The sequence below is a fragment of the Paenibacillus sp. FSL R5-192 genome (genome assembly GCF_000517845.1).
Taxonomy (GTDB): domain Bacteria; phylum Bacillota; class Bacilli; order Paenibacillales; family Paenibacillaceae; genus Paenibacillus; species Paenibacillus amylolyticus.
Map to the genome: position 1 here is coordinate 178,661 of NZ_ASPR01000079.1, position 16,847 is coordinate 195,507.

At 45.7% G+C, this 16,847-nt stretch carries 13 protein-coding genes; 7 read left to right on the forward strand and 6 right to left on the reverse strand.

The features are described 5' to 3' along the window. Positions 1–31: 31 nt before the first annotated feature. The 3 genes from C161_RS30410 to rpsD form a co-directional block, all read right to left on the reverse strand. Entirely contained in the window at positions 32–3,127 is a 3,096-nt protein-coding gene (locus C161_RS30410; protein ID WP_036614680.1) for a transglycosylase domain-containing protein, read from the reverse strand. Between the two features lie 229 nt (positions 3,128–3,356). After that, entirely contained in the window at positions 3,357–5,462 is a 2,106-nt protein-coding gene (locus tag C161_RS30415; protein ID WP_036614678.1) for a methyl-accepting chemotaxis protein, read from the reverse strand. A gap of 188 nt (positions 5,463–5,650) precedes the next feature. Then, entirely contained in the window at positions 5,651–6,250 is a 600-nt protein-coding gene (gene rpsD / locus C161_RS30420) for a 30S ribosomal protein S4 (RefSeq protein WP_017687421.1), read from the reverse strand. A 465-nt stretch (positions 6,251–6,715) separates the two neighbouring features. Between rpsD and C161_RS30425 the strand changes: the two genes are divergently transcribed. The 5 genes from C161_RS30425 to C161_RS30445 all read left to right on the forward strand — a co-directional run bounded on the left by C161_RS30425 (position 6,716) and on the right by C161_RS30445 (position 11,786). Next, positions 6,716–8,707, forward strand: coding sequence for a sensor domain-containing diguanylate cyclase (locus tag C161_RS30425; RefSeq protein WP_036614676.1), 1,992 nt, complete (start codon positions 6,716–6,718; stop codon positions 8,705–8,707). Positions 8,708–8,840: 133 nt separating this feature from the next. Next, a complete protein-coding gene (locus C161_RS30430) occupies positions 8,841–9,698 on the forward strand; it encodes a hypothetical protein (RefSeq protein ID WP_036614661.1) in 858 nt (285 codons plus the stop codon). 111 nt (positions 9,699–9,809) lie between these two features. Then, on the forward strand, positions 9,810–10,925 hold the full coding sequence (locus C161_RS30435; RefSeq protein ID WP_036614660.1) for an aminopeptidase: 1,116 nt from the start codon (positions 9,810–9,812) through the stop codon (positions 10,923–10,925). Between the two features lie 96 nt (positions 10,926–11,021). Next, complete coding sequence (locus C161_RS30440) at positions 11,022–11,267, forward strand: HPr family phosphocarrier protein (RefSeq protein ID WP_036614658.1); 246 nt, start codon at positions 11,022–11,024, stop codon at positions 11,265–11,267. Between the two features lie 225 nt (positions 11,268–11,492). Next, positions 11,493–11,786 carry a YlaN family protein gene (locus C161_RS30445; protein WP_036614657.1) on the forward strand — a complete coding sequence of 98 codons (294 nt, stop codon included), beginning with the start codon at positions 11,493–11,495 and terminating at the stop codon, positions 11,784–11,786. A 181-nt stretch (positions 11,787–11,967) separates the two neighbouring features. On the opposite strand, the gene cax is transcribed toward C161_RS30445, so the two are convergent. Then, positions 11,968–13,038 carry a calcium/proton exchanger gene (cax, locus tag C161_RS30450; protein WP_036674882.1) on the reverse strand — a complete coding sequence of 357 codons (1,071 nt, stop codon included), beginning with the start codon at positions 13,036–13,038 and terminating at the stop codon, positions 11,968–11,970. Between the two features lie 183 nt (positions 13,039–13,221). Between cax and C161_RS30455 the strand changes: the two genes are divergently transcribed. Beyond that, on the forward strand, positions 13,222–13,584 hold the full coding sequence (locus C161_RS30455) for an Asp23/Gls24 family envelope stress response protein (protein WP_017687428.1): 363 nt from the start codon (positions 13,222–13,224) through the stop codon (positions 13,582–13,584). A 128-nt stretch (positions 13,585–13,712) separates the two neighbouring features. On the opposite strand, the gene ftsW is transcribed toward C161_RS30455, so the two are convergent. Beyond that, positions 13,713–15,002: a putative lipid II flippase FtsW gene (ftsW, locus tag C161_RS30460; RefSeq protein WP_036674883.1), complete on the reverse strand. Its 1,290-nt coding sequence runs from the start codon at positions 15,000–15,002 to the stop codon at positions 13,713–13,715. Positions 15,003–15,015: 13 nt separating this feature from the next. Next, on the reverse strand, positions 15,016–15,363 hold the full coding sequence (locus tag C161_RS30465) for a YugN family protein (protein ID WP_036674884.1): 348 nt from the start codon (positions 15,361–15,363) through the stop codon (positions 15,016–15,018). Between the two features lie 210 nt (positions 15,364–15,573). On the opposite strand from C161_RS30465, the gene C161_RS30470 reads away from it, so the two are divergent. Next, a complete protein-coding gene (locus C161_RS30470) occupies positions 15,574–16,743 on the forward strand; it encodes a M20 family metallopeptidase (protein ID WP_036674885.1) in 1,170 nt (389 codons plus the stop codon). The last annotated feature ends 104 nt before the right edge of the window (positions 16,744–16,847 follow it).

The following is a 16,847-nucleotide window of genomic DNA, read 5'->3' on the forward strand; positions in this document are numbered from 1 at the left end:
ATGCGGCTTGTTTTGGAACGCTATGCCTGAATCAGGGTTGAAAATGTAGGGCTGCAGAAGGTTCGGATTCACCCGCACTGTTGCTGGCAGATACCTTGAACCATCCACTGGTCGATGCGGGTACTCCATAATCCATGGTATTTCCCGCTGTTGTTCCAATTTTGGTATAAGGAGCCGAGCCTGTTTCACTGTAATATACAGTATAACTATCTGCGTTTGGACTGGCCGCCCATTGAATACGCAGTCCTTGAGTGAGGGCAGATACGCTGACTTGACCAGGTGTGCCTGGGGTTGTCGTTGTTGTATTATCGGTCTGCGTTTCTCCCGGCGTAACGACTGTACCTGGAACTTCAATCGGTTCATCAATCTCTTCTTCCACAGGAGGAGCTACACCAGCACTATTTACTGTAGCGCTAGGAGCAGATTCTCTGCCGGCAACATCCACTGCCGTTACATAGAAGGCGAAGTTACCGCCTTGCGCTGCATATGCAGAGAATGATCTGGATTCACCAGCTAAGACAACCTGACCCTGGTTCTGGAATCCTCCACCGTTTACTGAACGGTACAGACGATAACCCACGACATCATTTTCAGGTGTGGCATTAAATGTAATGACAGCTCTATCACCTGAGGTTGAGATGCGTACGTTGCCTGGTGCATCAGGAGCTTTGCCGTTATCTGTCCTTGGATCAATCTGTGTTGGCATGTCTGCACCAGCATCTTCAGGAAGATAATAAGCAAGTGACTCATGTCGACTCATACGTGAGAATGCATTTTGCAATTCTTTGATGAGATCCGAGATTGGTTTTTTACGCTTAATTACTGTTTTTTCCTTCAACATGTCCGAAGGTGTTCCGTCACGCGGAATATAGTTTACACCATTGTAAGTAATGTACCTAGCTTTGGAGACACCGTCATCGCTATCCTTCGGAACAAACTTGCTGTTGAAAATATCCGTAACAAATTTGTCAGTCATGGATGTTGGCAACTTGCCACTGTATGCAGACACCGTGCGCGTTTCGATGCCAGACGGTTTTTTGAACGAATCCGTAACGAACAGATCTTTTTGCGTATCGATCACTTCGTTCAGGATTTTCGACCACAGTTGCTGCGCACGTTTTCTCTGTGATTTACTTTCCAGCGTATTCACGGGCTGTTTGTATCCAACCCACACACCAAGTGTGACATCTGGTGTATAACCTTCAAACCACACATCTGCGTAGTTTTGAGTGGAACCCGTTTTACCTACGATTGGCACACTCTTGGAATATTTGTAATTTTCACGTACTTTATCTGCCGTTCCTTCTGTAATAACGGTCCGCAGCATATCGGTCATCAGGTATGCTGTCTGCTCCGAGAAGGCTTGGACAGGTTCAGTATCGTGTTTATAAACGATGTTTCCTTTGGAATCTACAATTTTGCTAATCATGTAAGAATCGTTATATACACCCTTATTGGCGATAGCACCATAGGCACTGGTTAATTCTTCAACCGTTACACCGTATTGGAGACCTCCGAGAACACCAGTCTGAGCCTGATAGTCTTCCTTCTGAATGGTGGTAATCCCCAGTTTCTTGGCGAAGGTCCAAGCCTTCTCGATCCCCACTTCTTCATTAAACAACTTCAGAGCTGGTATATTGAGAGAATAATTCAGTGCTCTGCGGGCAGTGACTAGTCCCTGATACCGGTTGTTGGCATTCTTGGCAATGTGGTATCCGCTCGGACCATTTTTGAGAATGATCGGTGAGTCATCAATAATTGAAGCAGGTTGGACCAGACCCTCATCCAGAGCTGGCAGATAAGCTGCAATAGGTTTCATCGTTGATCCTGGCTGACGTACCATCTGTGTTGCATAGTTCATCTGTTCGTCCTGGAAATCCCGACCCTCAATCATCCCTAGAATTGCACCGGTTTTGTGATTAATCAGCATAGCAGCAGTTTGTTCTTTCCCTTTGACAGGATCATCTGCTGAGAAATTGCTGTCATCTTCCGCAATGGTACGCATCGTTTTGTAAATACTTTTGTTGATGGTCGTGTATATACGATATCCACCTGTCCGCAGTTGCGTCTGAGCTTCCTCTAATAATGCACTGCTTTCCTTCTGAGGTGTGTCTGCATCCGTAGCTTTGTCTGTAGATTCAGCTGTGTCGGAATTCAACTGTTTCATCAAAATCTGTGCAGCTTGTCGTTCCGTTTCCATCATAAGATATGGATAAGTGTTGTAAGCCTTGATGGTCTTCGGAGCGAGTGCGCTTTTGATATCAAAAGCTAGAGCTTCGTCATGCTCGGACTGATTGATTTTGCCCAGTTCAAGCATACGGCGCAGTACCAGATGCTGACGGTTGATTGCGCGGTCAAAATTCTCCTCTACAAAATCACCTTTACCGTTAAAAGCAGAGTAAGAGGAGGGGAGTTGTGGCAATCCAGCAAGATAAGCAGCTTGAGCGATGTTGATTTTTTCCAGATCGTTAATATTGAACAATCCTTTGGCGGCTGCTTTGATTCCGTAAACGTTGTATCCGCTGGAACCATTACCAAAAGGAACTTTGTTCAGATAGGCTGTCATGATCTCATCTTTGGTCAGGAAACGTTCGAGTCGGAGTGAGAGCAAAATTTCTTTCACTTTCCGATCTTCTGTGCGATCCAGATTCAAAAACACACGACGCGCCAATTGCTGAGTCAGTGTACTACCGCCGGTTTGTACTGATTCTTTCAGCACTTTCTGTTTCACGGCACGTAGGGTTCCGCTCATGTCTACACCTTTATGTTCGTAAAAATGATTGTCTTCAATTGAAACGACAGCATCAATAACCTTCTGTGGGATCTGGTCCGTAGTGACCGGACGCCTGTCTTCTTCCGTACGTAATTGACCGATCGGACTGCCGTCGGCAAAGTAAGCAAAGCCTGTGATGGAGTTTTCGCTGACTTTTTGTTCAATCAGGGCCCTTGAACGGACAGGCTCGTCTTTCACAATGGAACTGACGTATCCCATCAAAGCACCGCCTACAAATAGTGCCCCCATAAAGCCAAGGACAACCATCCATTTGATGAAACTTCCCAGTCTGCGGGCAAAGCTACGCTTGCGTACAGGCTGTTCATCGGGCTTTTTCTTATTAACATCAACCATTCAGTGTCTTCCTCCTTTTAACAGCACTTATTATAGCATAAAAAGGCGGGTTTGCATGCCTGAGAAATACAAGTAATGGTCGAAATTTGCCATTCTGCCATGCATTATGCTATATATCATGCGATATTGAAGCACATTTCATGAGTTGTAAGCCAAAATAAGCAGGCCACCTCCATGCTGAGGTGCATAGGGTGACCTGAATGATGTGTCGTATTGGAGGTCTTCTACATTAGGTTTTAAAGCGTTGAATCAGCTCTAATAGTTCCTGGGTAAGATTAGCCAGTGAGGCAGATGCCGCCGTAATCTCTTCCATGGATGCGAGTTGTTCTTCAGAGGCAGAGGCGACACGAGTTGCGTGATCTGCTGTCTCATGACCAATGGTTTTGAGTTGCACTAACGTGGCATCAACCTGTTGTGATCCAGCTGACATCTGCTGCGCAATGGCTGAGACATGCTCAATCTGCTCATTAACATCTGAAATCTGTGATGAAATCGAGAGGAATAGTTCACCACTCTCATTAATCACTTCCGCTATATGGCTCACCTCGGCATTCCCATGCTCCATATTTTCAACGAGAGAAAGGACCTCTTGCTGAACACTATGAATTAACGCTGCAATCTGCGCTGCCGATACTCTGGATTGTTCAGCCAGATTACGAATCTCGGAAGCAACTACACCGAACCCGCGCCCGTGTTCACCTGCTCGCGATGCTTCAATGGAAGCATTAAGTGCAAGTAGGTTGGTTTGACGGCTAACTTCCGTGATCATGCCTGTAATATGGCCAATCTCTTCCGAACGTTGGCGGAAATTCTCCAGTGCGGTCATGGACGTCTGCACAGAAGAGGTGGTGCTATCAACCATACGCATGGCGGACTGAATCTTATCGGTCCCAACAGTTGTTCGCTCAGCCACAGTTCGCGATGAATCGGATACATCGGAGGCGGCCTTTGCAATTCTTCCGATCCCTGCAGATATTTCATTCATGGAACGGGAGGACTCTTGCAGCTCCTGCACCTGTTTACCTGCTTTATCTGCAAGTTCGACTCCTGTTAATGCAATCAGTTCGGCTGCTTTACCTGTTTCTTCGGCACCTGCGGTCAACTGTTGAGAGGTGGAGCCGACAGATAAAGCATGTTCGGATATAACCGATATGGTATGTCGCAGTGTATCCATCATCTGATTCATATGACCCGCCATAACGCCAAATTCATCTTTGGATCGTACAGGTAACTTTTGTGTCAAATCCCCGCCAGCCAGCTGTCCAGCGACGATATTAACTTGATTCAACTGCCTTACAATGGAGACGATGGTGTAGGTAACCACACTTGCAAGCAGAAGTACTGCCAGTGCGGCAATCAGTATGGACCAGTTCAAGCTGTCATAGAAGGGTTGAAGGATATGGCTCTTTGGCAGCGCCGATACAAGGTACCAGTTTGAATCTGTTCCTTGTAACCTGGCAGGCTCGGCAATAAATAGTTCTTCACCTACTTCAGGGTCTGTAGCGTAAAACTGAGACTCGCCAGACTGTATACGCTGAATGACTGTCTTCATCTCAGATGGAATTACGGCTCCTTCATTAGCCAGTTCCGGTTTGGAGCCGTGTGCAGCAATCTGTCCTTCACTAGTAATAAGCATGGCATAACCCTGATCGGGATTAAGTGATGCTATATTTTGCTGAAAACGATCAATGGTAAAGTCGGCCCCAACAATGCCTAGAAAATTTTTGTTTTCATCTAATAGAGGGAGGACAATCGAAACGAGCAGTGTTTCTTTTCCGCCAACCGTGTAGGTAACAGGTTCGGACCAATAGATGGATTTGGTTTTCTTTGGCTGCTGATAGTAAGTACTAGTTTCACCGCTTCCCTCATAAGTAGGCATAGGCTCAAAATGCAGGGAGTTGCCATCACGTATAACGTATGGAACGAATCGACCCGTAGCATCATCATATTCTTTTTTGTTGATGTGCTCCGCATCGTTTCCATCAAAGGCATTTGGTTCCCAGCCCGTATAAAAGCCAAAAACTTTCTCGTCCTTCTTCAGATATTGTTCAAGGAGTCTGACGACTTCTTCACGGTTGAGTGATCCGTTCTGAGCTGCATCCAATAACGTGGTACTCATGGTGTCCAACGTGTTTTTCACCTGATTAATGTCAGTCATAAACTCATTCGTAGCCCGGTTTGCTGCCTGTCCAGCAACGGTTTCGCCGTACTGGAGGCTTTTGTCGTAAATGGATTTGGTATTAAATGCAATCAGGGCTCCAATACAACAGAGTAATACGATCCCGAGTAAAAGTCCAAGCTTAACAGCGAGCTTGCGATTGCGAAAAAAATGCATGTTTTAATCCCCCTCGATGTCATTCTTGTGATGTATATATGGATGTGTGCTTCTCCTGAAGGGAGTCTATATTTTATATCGTTATTTACGTTCCTATAATGAAGATAATTAAAAAAAAGCATAGAAAAACAGCTGTCGAGAAAATCTCGACAGCTGTTTGGGTTGAAACTTTAATGTGATTGCAACGATTAACGGTTGTAGAACTCGACGATTTGTTTTTCATCGATGTCTTGGGACAATTCAGCACGCTCAGGCAAGCGGATGAATTTACCTTCTACAGCTGCTTCGTTGTATTCAACGTATGCTGGAAGATGCGAACGGCCTTCCAAAGCTTCTTTAATGGAAGAAAGAGCGCGGCTCTTCTCACGCAAGCCGATTACATCGCCAGTGCTTACTTGGTAAGAAGCGATATCGACTTTTTTACCGTTTACAGTTACGTGACCGTGTGCTACCAACTGACGCGCTCCAGCGCGGGAGTTAGCAAACCCAAGGCGGTAAACGAGGTTGTCAAGGCGGCACTCAAGCAAGAACATGAAGTTCTCACCGGCAATACCTTGCATTTTTTGAGCTTTAGAGAACAGTGTGCGGAATTGCTTCTCGCCCAAACCGTACATGTGACGCAATTTTTGTTTTTCTTGCAATTGCATACCGTAGTTGCTGATTTTTCTGCGTTGGTTAGCTCCGTGCTGACCTGGAGGGAAAGGACGTTTCAATTCTTTGCCTGTTCCGCTAAGGGAAATGCCGAGGCGACGGCTCAATTTAAATTTAGGACCAGTGTAACGTGCCATGTTTAAAGTAGCTCCTTTTTAGTTAAAGTTCATATTAGGGCTCTGTTTGCGCTCCAATTTGTTGATGCGGGCTTGGCCACGCATAGAACGATCAGGAAAGTTCAGCCGCTGTCCTGAAAGCAACAAAAAGAATGAGGGTGACACAACCGGTAATGCCCAAATTTAAAGACCCATTAGTAGTCTTCATCAACAATTTATATTACAGTTTAAGAGAAACAAAGTCAAGCGCAGAATAAAAGCAAAAAAACGTCTAAATTTGTCGATAGGTCATTGGGCCTAAAATAATGGGACAATTTTCTGAAATATGGATGCAAAAATGGTTTAAACAGAGTAAAATAGATTGTATCTTAACTTTAAATCATCTTTATGTAACAAGGTTATCGCAACGAATTTGCAGGTTTGCGATAACGTCTGCAGATTAATGCATCCTGGCGGATGCAAAAACGGTGCAAAGGAGCGCCTGACATGTTAGAACATCTAAGAAGTTTACCTGCCAGCTTGAATTCACGAAGTTCGGGCGATTCCGCATCTTTTGCCGCTCCTCGTTCTCATGAAGAGCATGTGTTGTGGATGCAAAAAATGGATATCACACCTTTTGATTTTTCATATTTGGGCAGCTTGCTAGAGCAGGCATACAGTGACTGGAACTCCAGAGTGGGTTCAAGGCTGGCCAGACCATCAACCTTTTACAGCGTGTGGAACACGGAAGGTGATTGCATAGGATTCGATAGCGATCATGAAGCTGATCCGGGCGTAAATGCACGCAGGCTGGTATTGGAATGTTTGGATAAGAGACAGGCCCTGTCCCTTAAAGGGACAAGCGAACACGGAGAATATCTTATAATAACACATCCCTTATTCTCCAGAACTAACAAGGATATGTTTGCCGTATTCACTGCTGTGATCTATGAATCCAATGGATATGAAACGTCTGAAGCTGTGGTTCAATCTGAGGCATTGCATTATCACACCTGCTTTTACCGAAGATTCGAATACATATTTATGACGGACCTGTTACATGCTCATGAACAAACAGCTCGTGAGGAACACCGGAGGTCCATCCTCTTTCAGATTGTTCAGCGAATGCATGACAAAATGGATGTCGAGGCCATATTGGATGAGGTATTTGACAGTATGGATTACTTGTACCCGGCCACTTATATCAAATTGTATATGTCTCAGGATCAGAGCAACTCTGATCCACGGATTAAACCGTTGCTTGTCCACGAGCGAGGAGAAGATATTTGTGTGCGTTCATTTATGGAAGGTAAGCTGATCGTTGCTCGCTCACATGATGCAGAGAACCGCATTGTAGATGTAGGGATTCCGCTGAAAGGCAAACAAGGCATATACGGTGTGTTCCATATCGAAATGAATGAAGAGATTATGGAAGAATCGGACTTGCAATTGATTACGATGATGGTAGACACTGCAGGAACGGCCTTTGAGAACGCCAAGTTGCATGAACAATCCAATATGTTAATTCAGGAACTTCGTTTAATTAATGATCTTACACAGCGGTTGAACAAGAGTCTGCATCTTTCGGAGATTTATCAACTATCCGAACAAGAGTTAAAGGAAATATTCCAGGCTGAAACGTGTTGCATTCTTCAACTCAATGACAGTACAAATGACTTCGAAGTCATGTCATCTAACGTGAAAGATGTTTTTCACCAATCCTTTTCTGTAGACTACGGTATCGCAGGTTTGGTCTATCGAACAGAGGAACCGCTTATTATAGCCAATTATGCGCAATTTGATAAAGTGTCCTCCTTTTTCATGGAAGATACGGGATCCATGTCACTGATTGCATCACCGATCAGAGTCAATGGTGAAGTGAAGGGTGCCATTTTGCTGGGACACAGTAGAGAGCACTACTTTTCATATGATAACTATAGGCTCTTGCAGATGTTATCTATTCATATCGGGCTTGCCCTGTCAAATGCCACGCTGCATGCCGAGGTTCGGCGCTTGGCTAATCTGGATATGTTGACAGGTCTGTACGTGAGGCATTATCTGGACAGTGTGATTCACGAGCGACAGGCTCATGAATTCTGTGGCTCCCTCATTGTGGTGGATATTGATCAGTTCAAACAGGTGAATGACACGTTCGGACACCAGACGGGGGATCAAGTATTGAAGCAAGTGAGTGAGATCGTCACCAGCTCTGTTCGCTCGGAGGATGTCTGCGCCAGATGGGGTGGAGAAGAACTGGCGATCTATATGCCACAGGTGAGTGTAAGGCAGGCGTTAGATTATGCGGAAGTGATTCGAAAGAGAGTCGCAGAAGAGACCAGACCGCCCGTTACGGTATCCAGTGGCATCGCAGAGTGGAGTTGGATGGATGAAAAGGTCAGTGTAGAGTCCTTGTTTTATCGGGCTGATATGGCTTTGTACAGCGCCAAGAATGGTGGTCGGAACAGAATCGTTGTAGAGGAACAGGAAGTAACACGTTAAGAGAGAACAATTCCAATTGCGGAGTCGTTCTCTTTTTTTTGTGCATCGCAGATCAAGATGTGTATAGAAGAAGTATAAGCGTATACGGGCGGGGCAATCTATGGAGAAAGTTCACGGAAGGGTGAAGATAGACATGTTTAATCGCCATTCGGTACGTACATTATGGTTATTTGTGAGCATCGTGATTATTGGTGTTCCGGGTTGTGGATTAATGCAGCGAGATCAAACGCCTGAGGAGGTTTTTTCCTTGGCTTTATCGGGGATAGCGGGAAAAGAAACGTTGAGTTTTGAAGGAGAGGCAGGACTTCGACGGGAGAACAGTGGGCTGTTTGAAAATCAGTTCAAATTTGAAGGCAAGCTGGAGAATCATGATCGTCTGACCCTTCAGACCCGCTTACCTGGAGAAGTAACTGCTGTGGGGACAGGCATTCAAACAACTGCCGTAAAAAATAATGGACAGCCCAGTGGGTTTAGCGCCTCTTTTGAGCGGAAACAAGGGCAATGGACGGCATTGTCAGCGCAGCATGAGCCGCTGCGTGGGTCTCTTTCTCGATTTAACCCAATCGCCCAATTGGAGAAGATTGATGGGATGCACAAAACCATTCAATCCGAGTATGGGGCCGGTCGTCGAACCAGAACATTACGGATTGAACTTGCACCGGAAGACGCCAAATCATGGGCTGTAACCCAGCTAAACGACGAGATGAACGCCATTCGGGCAGAATATATGCATAAGGCAGCTACGGTGAAAGGGGCGCGTAAGGAGAAGCTTGAGAAGGATCTGGAGAAAGTTTGGAAACAGGGCGAAACAACGATGCAACAGATGATGAAACAAGCGAGCGTGCAGACGGTATATCATCTCACGGTAGATCGGAAGAGCAGTCTGCCTCTTCGCTTATCCTCTGAAAGTCAGATGAGTTACACGGACAACAACCGTAAAAGTAACAAAGAAGCCCTTGTCACCGATGTTAACTTCAAGTCATATCAATAAACGAAGTGAGGGACTGCCTGCTGACGGGATGACTGTTCGCGTGCTACAATAGTATCGTAATTTACCGTTGTTCAATTCAAGTATGGCAGATGACAGGAGGATTTTACCAAGATGAAAGACCCAAGAATTCAAAAGCTTGCAACAAACCTGGTGGGCTATTCAGTAGATGTACAGCCTGGTGAAAATGTTTTGGTTGAGATGATTGGATCGGAACGTGATCTGATTAACGCCATTATTGAAGAGGTAGGCAAAAAAGGTGGTAACGTCTTTGTACAGTTGACCGATAAAACCGTACAGCGTGCGATGCTGAAAAATGCCACAGAAGAAATGATGAAAACATGGGCAGAGATTGATCTAAACCGTATGAAACAGATGGATTGTTATATCGGTATTCGTGCGGGAGAAAATGTGAATGATCTGTCCGATGTGCCGGAAGAAAAAATGAAAATGTACAATTCATTGTACTCCCACCCGGTACATAGTGAACAACGTGTCAAACATACGAAATGGGTTGTACTGCGTTACCCTAACGCAAGTATGGCGCAACTCGCCAATACAAGTACAGAAGCGTTCGAAGATTTCTACTTCGACGTATGTAACCTGGATTACGCCAAAATGGACAAAGCGCAGGACTCGCTTGCTAACCTGATGAAGCGGACGGACAAAGTTCGTATCACCGGACCAGGAACAGAGCTGAGCTTCTCCATTAAAGATATCGGTGCAGAGAAATGTTCTGGCCAAAAAAATATCCCGGATGGCGAAGTGTACAGTGCCCCTGTGCGTAATTCCGTGAACGGAACGATTAGTTATAACTCGCCAACCCTGTATAACGGAGTGACTTTTGAAAATATCAAGTTCACCTTCAAGGATGGCAAAATTGTTGAAGCGACAAGTAACGATACAGAGCGTCTGAATGAAATCCTGAATTCGGATGAGGGTGCTCGTCATATCGGTGAATTCGCGATTGGATTTAACCCTCATATTCTGCATCCGATGAAAGATATCCTGTTCGATGAAAAAATCGCAGGCAGCTTACACTTTACGCCAGGTCAGGCGTATGAAGAAACCGACAATGGCAACCGCTCGTCCATCCACTGGGATCTCGTATTGATCCAGCGTCCGGATTATGGCGGCGGGGAGATTTATTTTGACGATGTGCTGATTCGTAAAGACGGTATCTTTGTCATTCCTGAGCTGGAATGCTTGAATCCGGACCGTTTGAAGTAGGAACAGGATTTTGCTGTTGCTAGGAAAGCGGATTCACGGTATCATGTAGTGGTAATTAATAGATGATACCAATAGTAAAAAGACGGAGGGATTCCTATGTCGAGTAATAACGCGGCTGTAGTAGAAATTGCTCAAACAGCAGGCAAGTTTACTTCTTCAATCGTGCTTCATTCGGAGAACAAGTATATCGATGTAAAAAGTATTCTCGGATTGTTTACAACGCTGATCAGCACGCACAGCTATGAACTGCATGTTCATGGTCCAGATGCAGTTGAAGCGAAAGCAGCCATGTCAGAAGTATTTGCCAAGCATGGACTGAATGTAAGCATCGCATCTGAGTAATAGCTCTCAAGAAGCACCTTTGCCTTTTTTGGCAGGGGTGTTTTTTGGCATGGAATGATCTGAATACTCGTCTGGACGTGACTGGAACAGGTGGATTAAGCTTCAACAAAAGGCTTAACTTTGCGGGCTTATTTTGGTCAGGTTCTTGTATTAGCTCTTCATTTCGTCTAATATTAGAGGTAGAACGTCTTTACGCGATTTTTGGGACATAGGGGGGAAAAATGCATGACTTCATCTGATCTGCAGGACCAGCTGAGTTTGAAAGCGATCAGTCTTCTTCAAGAAGATGCAGATAAAATACAGAAGCTTATTGAAGTACAGATGGAGAATCTGGCTACCCGCTACTGCCCTCTCTATGAGGAAGTATTGGATACACAGATGTATGGGTTCTCCAAAGAAGTTGATTTTGCTGTTCGTGCAGGGCTCCTTCCAGAAGGTGCAGGTAAGCAGCTGGTTAGCGCGCTTGAGCGGAATTTGGCAATTTTATATGAAGCCTTGAACAAAAAGAATGAGCAATAGCCTGCAAATGCGCGGGTCAGAATAGAAGGCATGCAGGCGTTTATGCATGCTTTTTTTGTGCGTCTGAACGGGATGGGGATACAACCAGCCGGAAGGCGTATACAAACAAAGAGACAGCACCGAATGTAAATTCGGACTGCCTCTTGTGGCTTGTAATTTTAATCGCTACGTGAGGGCCTGGTTACACGAGGAAGAAGGAAACACCGAGTATGATATATACCACGAGCAGGAGTAAACCTTCGTACCAATTCGTTGAACCATCTTGGGTAATGGACTTTGCAATAAATACGGATACGCCGATGGCGACCAGTTCAATCGTTGTGAATACGATATCCATGGTTCTGCCTGTGAAGTAGCTGACAAAAATCAGTACAGGAGCAACGAAGAGTGCGATCTGCAAACTGCTGCCAACCGCAATTTCAACGGCGGCTCCAATTTTATTTTTCATGGCAAGCATGATGGCTGCACTGTGTTCGGCCGCATTACCGATGATGGCCACAAGGAATGCACCGACAAACAGTTCGCTAAGTCCAAATTCCGAAGTGAAGACTTCAAGCGTGCCCACCAGCCATTCACTGACGAAGGCAACCATGACTGTTGCGAGCACCAGATAGAGAATTGATTTTTTCTTGGACCATGCTGGAGCATGCTCATGAGGTAGCTCTTCATCGCGATCCTCAGTGACGTCTGCGAGGTAGTTCTTATGTGTCACCATGGAGAATAGCAACCACGCAATATACGCGAGGATGAGCAATCCGGCCACGATGAGACTAAGTGTATTGGTGTCTTTCTGTGTAATGGAATGTGTATTGAGAAAGACTGCCGGAATAAACAGGGCAATGATGGCAACAATCATCAGGGAACCATTCAGACCTGCAAGGGAAACATTATAATTCTGAATTTTGAACTTGAGTCCTCCGGCAAAAATACTTAACCCGAGCACTAACAGTAGATTTCCGATGATGGAACCTGTCAGACTAGCTTTGACCATGTCGAAGAGTCCCTCTTTGACGAGGAAAATGGCGATGATCAATTCGGCAGCATTGCCGAAGGTGGCATTCAAGAATCCACCCAGCCGCTGTCCGGCGTAGTGGGCTACATTTTCGGTGGCTTTGCCTAAAAAACCGGCCACAAAAATAACCGAAATGGCTGATATCACGAACTGTAGAATCGAATCCCATTTCAAGTAGTGGGCGATGGCACTGAGTGCAAAGAACGCAATCAGCAAAATGGATGAAATCCGGTTTCTCACAACAAACACCTCGGTTATAAATTATTTTGTTTTGAATTGCATTGTAAATCGCTTATGAGATTATTTTCATATTTCAATATAACCAAATGGTGGTAGGTTGTAAACGCATCTTTTTGAGTTTAATTTGCTTTTTGGGGTGGAAAGGATTTAAAATACGAGTAACGAAGTGAAGGAGGATGTGGCATGGCAGAACAACTTCAACTGGAGAGCGGAAACATCCGGATTGCCGATGACGTGGTTGCAAAAATTGCCGGAATGGCTGCAATGGAAACACCCGGAATTGCCGCAATGTCTGGAGGATTGTCAGAGGGCTGGGCGAAGCGACTCAGCGGTAAAAACGTACAGAAAGGCGTGAGCGTTGAGGTCGGCCAGCTGGAAGCAGCCATTGACCTGCGCATCATCGTCCTGTACGAAACCCCGATTCATGAAGTTTCCCGTATGCTTCAGCAGAATGTAAGAGAAGCGGTAGAGACCATGACCGGATTACGCGTGGTTGAAGTCAATGTAAAGGTAGAAGGCGTATCTTTCAAAGGCGACGATCTGTAGAAATCGCAATCCGCAATGGAGGACAGAGCGATATTGACCTGTTCTTCATCTTGATAGACAGAGTTTATTCAGTACACAGAAAAAGGCTGCGCATCCATTGGGTGCACAGCCTTTTTTGTGTTGCTTTTTTATCGAATCCGACGAATGGACTCCCGTGAACGAAGAGCAGGAGAGGTACGAGTCTGTGTCTGTACAGTCACGGACTTCGTTTTCTCTTCCTTGATCACGTCCAGATTGTTAGTACGTGAGATACTGAGCAGAATGCCCATGGCAACCATCATTACAAAGAGTGAGGTACCCCCATAACTGATAAATGGAAGCGTGACCCCCGTCACCGGAATGGTTTGAGTTACACCACCGATGTTGATAAATGCCTGAATCGCGATTAGTCCCATGATACCTATGCCGACCAATGTTCCGAATGGATCGGGACAGCGGAGAGAGACAATAATTCCGCGCCAGATGAAGTACAGGTAAACAAGCAGGAATAATGCACTTCCAATGAATCCGAGTTCTTCCCCAATTACGGAGAAAATAAAGTCATTATACGCATTTGGCAAATAGTGCAGCTTCATCGTACCTTGTCCAATTCCCGAACCTGTCATGCCGCCATCACCAATGGCAACAAGGGAACGGTAGAGGTTAAGACTTCCCCCATTAATATCGGATAATGGATTCAAGAAAGCTTGAATACGTCCGATCTTGTAGTTCTGCTCAGCAGTGACTGCTGTTGTAGCAGTCGTTGTGTCGGGAGGAGACATGGAAGAAAACAAGGAATTCGCTCCAAACGCCAGTGCCCCACCGAGTACAACCAAGAGAATCGAACCCAGGATATGTTTCATACTGGCTCCACCGGCATAGATCAAGAGACCACAGGTGGACACCAGAATGAAGGTGGTACCGAAGTCTGGTTGCAGCATAATCAGCCCTGCGATGAATCCAACGATGAACAAGACGGGAACGTACCCTGTCTTGAAAACCCTGAATTTCTCACCTTTTTTGGTAATAAGAGCAGAGAGATAGAGAATGATAGCAATTTTTGCGAACTCTGCAGGCTGAAGACTGAAACCAAAAATGTGAATCCAGCTTCGTGCACCGTTTAATACTGCACCTGAGATCAAAACAATCACCAGCATGACCGTAGTGAGCAGGAAAAAGGGTGCATAGAGCTTTTTGTACTTGTTGAAGCGGATATTCATGGCAAAAAACATACCAAATAGACCGATAATCGCCCACATAAGTTGTTTTTTCGTGAAGTAAAGGGCATCATTGTTAAATTTATCGCTTGCGATTGCAATGCTGGAACTGGAGCTGAATACCATCACCAGTCCAAAGCCCACCAACAATAAAGTGAGGATTAGCAGTTGAAAATCCGGCGTGCCTCTCTTCGTTTTCGTTTGGGCCGTTTGTTGTTTCATCGTTTGGCCCAGCCTATGCTTCCAGCAGTTCTTTAAGCTGCTGTAATTTTTCGGCTGCCAGCTTCACGACTGGTTGCGGAACGGAAGAGTCATAATCCAGGCCGTGAGGGAAAGTGGCTTTGCCGAGGTATACTGCTTCCACAGCAAGAACGGTATCCGGTTTTTCCAATTTGCCTTCCACAGCGCGGGTATTAATGCGTACAAAGTATTCTGAGTTGGTTAGTTCATCTTCAATTTTGTAGTCATATGTAGCACGGTAATATTCCCATTGCCACCGGACAAATCCGACTTTCTCGGCGCTCTCATCCAGGTATGCCAAGTCGCTCTTCAAGCCATCCAAGCCTGTATTCTCAAAAATCATAAGCGTTTGATCCTCCTCATAAGCTTCCGAGTATAATTTCTCGAGTATTTCTCTAGTTCATGATAGTATGTTTCCCCTTCCCGTGCAAGCTTTCCGAAGGCGTTTCGTATCGGTTTTCTTCCAATTCTGCTACAATATACAGCAATAGGTTTGAAGAGGAAGGTTCGGGCTTGATATAAGTCCCGTTTAAGATTGAAAGGGTGGAGAGACATGACTAATAATATATGGTGGGAAGATCTGCAGATCCACATGGTGGAATGGCGGCGTCACCTTCATCGCAATCCTGAGGTTTCCTTTCATGAGGAGAAGACATCCTCTTTTGTAGCGGATATGTTGGAGAGTTTTGGCGTGGACGTGAGGCGTCATGTTGGTGGTCACGGGGTCATCGGTACTATTCGTGGGGACAAGCCGGGTCCTGTCGTCATGCTGCGAGCTGACATGGACGCACTGCCAATTCAGGATGAGAAGAATATCGAGTATGCGTCACAACAAGCAGGAGCGATGCATGCATGCGGCCACGATGGTCATATCTCGATCTTGCTCGGTACGGCATTGTATTTCAGCCGTCACAAGCAGGAGATCCAAGGCGAGATTCGCTTTTTGTTCCAGCCAGCAGAAGAACTGCTGCCGGGCGGTGCAGTTCAGGTCATTGCGGATGGTGCGCTTGAAGGCGTGGATGTCATATATGGCATTCATCTGTGGACCCCGCTGCCTGTAGGTGTTGTTGCCAGTAAGGCAGGACCGATGATGGCGGCGGCGGACGATTTTTACATTGAGATCAAAGGCAAAGGTGGACATGGCGGGATGCCACAATCCACGATAGATAGTCTTATCGCGGGTTCTGCGCTTGTGATGCAGCTTCAGACCGTTGTCAGTCGTTCGGTGGATCCATTGCAACCCGCGGTGCTGACCATTGGTACAATGCAGGCGGGCTCGGCTCAGAACGTAATTGCAGAGCAATGCAAAATGAGCGGTACGGTAAGAACATTTGATGAAGAGACCCGAAACGGGATGAAAGAGCGTGTGCTTACCATGGTAGCCCAGACAGGGGCAGCTTATGGCGCAGAGACGCAAGTGAAATATATTATGGGATATCCGCCTGTGGTGAACGATGAACAGGAGACAGAACGTTTCTTCAGAGAAGCTACAGAATTATTTGGGGCAGAACGAGTGCAAGCTTCCCCGATGCTGATGCCAGCGGAAGATTTTGCGTATTATTTGCAGAAGGTTCCAGGGTGCTTTATGTTTGTTGGAGCAGGCAACCCGGATAAAAATGCGATCTATCCGCATCATCATCCGATGTTTGATTTTGATGAAGACGCAATGCAGACGGCCGTTAGATTGTTCATAGCTATGGCTAAGGGTTACACAGCCGAATGACTTTAGATGCAGTTGGGCATCCTGTTCATACCGAGGTATGGGCAGGATGTTTTTTTGTGGATTTTATAGATGTTGTCCAAAAGTCCACTTTTCGGTACTGAAAA

Coding starts and splice junctions, on each gene's coding strand:
- C161_RS30470 (WP_036674885.1), top strand. CDS start 15,574: ATGACTAATAATATATGGTGGGAAGATCTGCAGATCCACATGGTGGAA.
- C161_RS30455 (WP_017687428.1), top strand. CDS start 13,222: ATGGCAGAACAACTTCAACTGGAGAGCGGAAACATCCGGATTGCCGAT.
- C161_RS30430 (WP_036614661.1), top strand. CDS start 8,841: ATGTTTAATCGCCATTCGGTACGTACATTATGGTTATTTGTGAGCATC.
- C161_RS30410 (WP_036614680.1), bottom strand. CDS start 3,127: ATGGTTGATGTTAATAAGAAAAAGCCCGATGAACAGCCTGTACGCAAG.
- C161_RS30465 (WP_036674884.1), bottom strand. CDS start 15,363: ATGATTTTTGAGAATACAGGCTTGGATGGCTTGAAGAGCGACTTGGCA.
- C161_RS30440 (WP_036614658.1), top strand. CDS start 11,022: ATGTCGAGTAATAACGCGGCTGTAGTAGAAATTGCTCAAACAGCAGGC.
- ftsW (WP_036674883.1), bottom strand. CDS start 15,002: ATGAAACAACAAACGGCCCAAACGAAAACGAAGAGAGGCACGCCGGAT.
- C161_RS30415 (WP_036614678.1), bottom strand. CDS start 5,462: ATGCATTTTTTTCGCAATCGCAAGCTCGCTGTTAAGCTTGGACTTTTA.
- C161_RS30445 (WP_036614657.1), top strand. CDS start 11,493: ATGACTTCATCTGATCTGCAGGACCAGCTGAGTTTGAAAGCGATCAGT.
- C161_RS30435 (WP_036614660.1), top strand. CDS start 9,810: ATGAAAGACCCAAGAATTCAAAAGCTTGCAACAAACCTGGTGGGCTAT.
- rpsD (WP_017687421.1), bottom strand. CDS start 6,250: ATGGCACGTTACACTGGTCCTAAATTTAAATTGAGCCGTCGCCTCGGC.
- C161_RS30425 (WP_036614676.1), top strand. CDS start 6,716: ATGTTAGAACATCTAAGAAGTTTACCTGCCAGCTTGAATTCACGAAGT.